The sequence below is a fragment of the Stenotrophomonas sp. HMWF023 genome, assembly GCF_003060985.1.
In the GTDB taxonomy this organism is placed as follows: Bacteria; Pseudomonadota; Gammaproteobacteria; order Xanthomonadales; family Xanthomonadaceae; genus Stenotrophomonas; species Stenotrophomonas lactitubi.
This window is the reverse complement of the sequence record NZ_QAIJ01000067.1, coordinates 1-2,830: the sequence shown is the minus strand read 5'-3', so window position 1 is coordinate 2,830 and position 2,830 is coordinate 1. Positions and strand designations below refer to the sequence as shown.

Below are 2,830 nucleotides of genomic sequence, written 5' to 3'. Positions count from 1 at the left end.
ATGAAGTCGCCCTCAGCCGCCCTGCTTGATGCCGGTGCCGTCGCCCTGTCCAGCCTGTGCCTGCTGCACTGCCTGGCACTGCCCCTGCTGGCGGCCGCGTTGCCGCTGTTCGGCGTCTGGGCCGAAGCGGAATGGGTGCATCTTGTCTTCGTGGCCATCGCGCTGCCGATGACCGGCTTCGCCTTATGGCGGGCCGAACACCGACATCCCCTGCCTGCGCTGGCGTGGTTGAGCGCCGGTATTGGCCTGGCCCTGTTGATGGCGGGCGCCCTGGCGCTGCCCTCGCACGCGTGGGAAACCCCCCTGACGGTCACCGGCAGCCTGCTGCTGGCCGCCACCCACATCTGGAACGCGCGGCACCGGCACCGATAACGCCGCAGGGGTAGTGCCGGCCGCTGGCCGGCAACTGCAGGCTACGTCCGCAGTTCATGAGGTTGCCGGCCAGCGGCCGGCACTACCCAGCTATTTGCCGTAGCGGCGCAGGAGCTCCACCAGCACCTCGGCTTCGGCCGCCCGCTGGGCCGGGTCTTCCGCGCCCACCACGTGTTCCTGCAGGTGCTCGTGCAGCAGTTCCATCAACAAGCTGTGGGCAGCGCCACGCACGGCCGCCACCTGCACCAGCACGTCGGCGCAGTCGCCTGCCTCGCTCTCGGGCGTGTTCAACGCCTGCTCCAGCGCCGCCACTTGCCCGCCGATGCGACGGACCCGGGTCAGCAGCTGCTTTCGATTCCTGTGTACATGCGCCATGAGTGGATCATATACCCTATGGGGGTATCCATCCATCATTGCCGCCATGCACCTGGACGCTCTCGCCGCCGCCCGCCGCCACGAACACCGCTTCGACGACGGCAACCCGCTGGCCGAACGCAATACCCGTCGCGCGATGTGGCTCACCGTCAGCATGATGATGGTCGAGATCGTCGGTGGCTGGTGGTTCAACTCCATGGCCGTGCTCGCCGACGGCTGGCACATGAGCTCGCACGCACTGGCGCTCGGCCTCTCGGTGTTCGCCTACCGCTGTGCACGCCGCTATGCACACGATCCGCGCTTTGCCTTCGGCACCTGGAAGATCGAGATCCTGGCCGGCTACACCAGCGCCATCGCCCTGCTCGGCGTCGCCGCGCTGATGGCCGTGCAATCGCTGCAACGGCTGCGGGTGCCCGCGCCCATCCACTACAACGAAGCCATCGCCATCGCTGCAGTCGGCCTGGGCGTGAACCTGCTGTGCGCGTGGTGGCTGCATGACAGCCCGGGCCACGCGCATCACCATCATGGCCACGGACACGACCATGGCGATCATCATGGGCATGACCACGATCACGACCATTCGCACGGGCACGACCTCAACCTGCGTTCGGCCTACGTGCACGTGCTGGCCGACGCCGCCACCTCGGTGCTGGCCATCGTCGCCCTGCTGGGCGGCAAACTGCTCGGCCTGACCTGGCTGGACCCGGTGATGGGCCTGGTCGGTGCGGTGCTGGTCACCGTGTGGGCGATCGGTCTGCTGCGCGACAGCGGTCGCATCCTGCTCGACGCGCAGATGGACGCGCCGGTGGTGGCCGAGGTGCGCGAGGTGATCGAGCAGGGCCCGTGGCCGGCACGCCTGGCCGACCTGCACGTGTGGCAGGTGGGGCGCGGCAAGTACGCCGTTGCTGCCTGCGTGGTCACCAGTGATGCCACGCTCGACCCGGACACCGTGCGCCAGGCCTTGGCGATCCATGAAGAACTGGTGCACGTGACAGTGGAGATCCATCGCAGCGCGTGACCCCAGCGGGTCGCGGTTCTTGCCGAAAATCTGTACCGGGCGCCACCGCGCATTGCCTACACTGGCCGCACCTGCCCCGTCGGGACATCCCATGCGCGCGCTCCGCCTGCTGCTGCCCGGTGCCCTCCTGCTGCTGGTGGCCTGTTCCGGCGACACCCAGCTGCCGTTCTCCTCCGACCCGATGCTCGGCTGCTTCGCCACCAGCCCACGCAAATCCGCCGAGTTCCGCATCGAAAAGGAAGGAAGCCAGTACTTCGTGTCCTTCGAGCGTGACGGCCAATGGCAGCGCGAACCCAACGCGCTGTACAAGGCCAGCCGCAGCGACATCCAGCAGTACTTCCGCGACGACGCCGACCAGATCGACAGCGCACTGATCCGCATGGCCGGCGGCTTCGGCATCTTCCACGTCAAGGACGGCGCCACGTTGAAGGCCCGGGCACGCGACAGCGACTACATGGCGCTGCTGTTGATCGGGGCGGGGCCGGTGTATGCGGTGAAGTGCAAGTAGCGGCCAGATTGCAATTCTTCCCATGGCGTCAGCGATGCCGCTGGCACACGCTGCTGGTTTCGAGGAAGAATACCGATGCTCTTTCTTCTCCTGCTGGCCGCTGGCACCGCAAAGACCCAGGGTGCTTATGACGAGGTGCGTGAAACCGATGACGGCAAGGTCGTGGTGATGCGCACCTTTGACTGGGAAATCGAAGGGCAACGCACCGAGCGTGTAACCGTGCACTGGCTGCTGCAGGAAGACGGCAGCATGCGCTACGACTTCGACCGGCAGCCAGCCGCCACCCAGGATGCCCATCGCCGATCTTGCGCATTGGAGGGCATGCAACCCTCACGAGGTGTCGGCATGATCTCAGGAGAGGGAACCATCCACGGATTCAGCTGCACCGACCTGCGGTAGCGCCGCACCCATGTCCGGCTCGGCTGCACAGCGCCTGCGGTACCATGCCCTCCCACGAATCCCCCCTGTACCCACCGTGCCCCACTACTCCGGCCCCCTGCTGACCCGCGACAGCGCTGACACCCTGCGTCGTGCCCACGACAAGGGCGCTACCGAAT

5 protein-coding genes and 1 pseudogene are annotated in these 2,830 nt (G+C 67.0%); 5 read left to right on the top strand and 1 reads right to left on the bottom strand.

Annotated features, from left to right (window positions below; translation table 11 throughout):
* Positions 1-372 (top strand): MerC domain-containing protein, encoded by a 372-nt coding sequence (locus DBR20_RS02755; protein WP_108265109.1) that lies wholly within the window; start codon positions 1-3, stop codon positions 370-372.
* 90 nt (positions 373-462) lie between these two features.
* Here DBR20_RS02755 and DBR20_RS02750 read toward each other — a convergent pair whose 3' ends face one another.
* Entirely contained in the window at positions 463-747 is a 285-nt protein-coding gene (locus tag DBR20_RS02750) for a metal/formaldehyde-sensitive transcriptional repressor (RefSeq protein ID WP_100459978.1), read from the bottom strand.
* A 46-nt stretch (positions 748-793) separates the two neighbouring features.
* Between DBR20_RS02750 and dmeF the strand changes: the two genes are divergently transcribed.
* The 4 genes and pseudogenes from dmeF to DBR20_RS23720 all read left to right on the top strand — a co-directional run.
* Complete coding sequence (gene dmeF, locus DBR20_RS02745) at positions 794-1,765, top strand: CDF family Co(II)/Ni(II) efflux transporter DmeF (protein WP_108265108.1); 972 nt, start codon at positions 794-796, stop codon at positions 1,763-1,765.
* 91 nt (positions 1,766-1,856) lie between these two features.
* On the top strand, positions 1,857-2,273 hold the full coding sequence (locus DBR20_RS02740; RefSeq protein ID WP_108265107.1) for a hypothetical protein: 417 nt from the start codon (positions 1,857-1,859) through the stop codon (positions 2,271-2,273).
* A 75-nt stretch (positions 2,274-2,348) separates the two neighbouring features.
* A complete protein-coding gene (locus DBR20_RS02735) occupies positions 2,349-2,672 on the top strand; it encodes a hypothetical protein (protein WP_108265106.1) in 324 nt (107 codons plus the stop codon).
* Positions 2,673-2,682: 10 nt separating this feature from the next.
* Positions 2,683-2,830: pseudogene (locus DBR20_RS23720) on the top strand (SAM-dependent methyltransferase); the annotation flags it as partial.

Bases quoted from the DNA above. Each gene is read 5' to 3' on its own strand.
- DBR20_RS02755 (WP_108265109.1), top strand. From the start codon at position 1: ATGAAGTCGCCCTCAGCCGCCCTGCTTGATGCCGGTGCCGTCGCCCTG.
- DBR20_RS02750 (WP_100459978.1), bottom strand. From the start codon at position 747: ATGGCGCATGTACACAGGAATCGAAAGCAGCTGCTGACCCGGGTCCGT.
- dmeF (WP_108265108.1), top strand. From the start codon at position 794: ATGCACCTGGACGCTCTCGCCGCCGCCCGCCGCCACGAACACCGCTTC.
- DBR20_RS02740 (WP_108265107.1), top strand. From the start codon at position 1,857: ATGCGCGCGCTCCGCCTGCTGCTGCCCGGTGCCCTCCTGCTGCTGGTG.
- DBR20_RS02735 (WP_108265106.1), top strand. From the start codon at position 2,349: ATGCTCTTTCTTCTCCTGCTGGCCGCTGGCACCGCAAAGACCCAGGGT.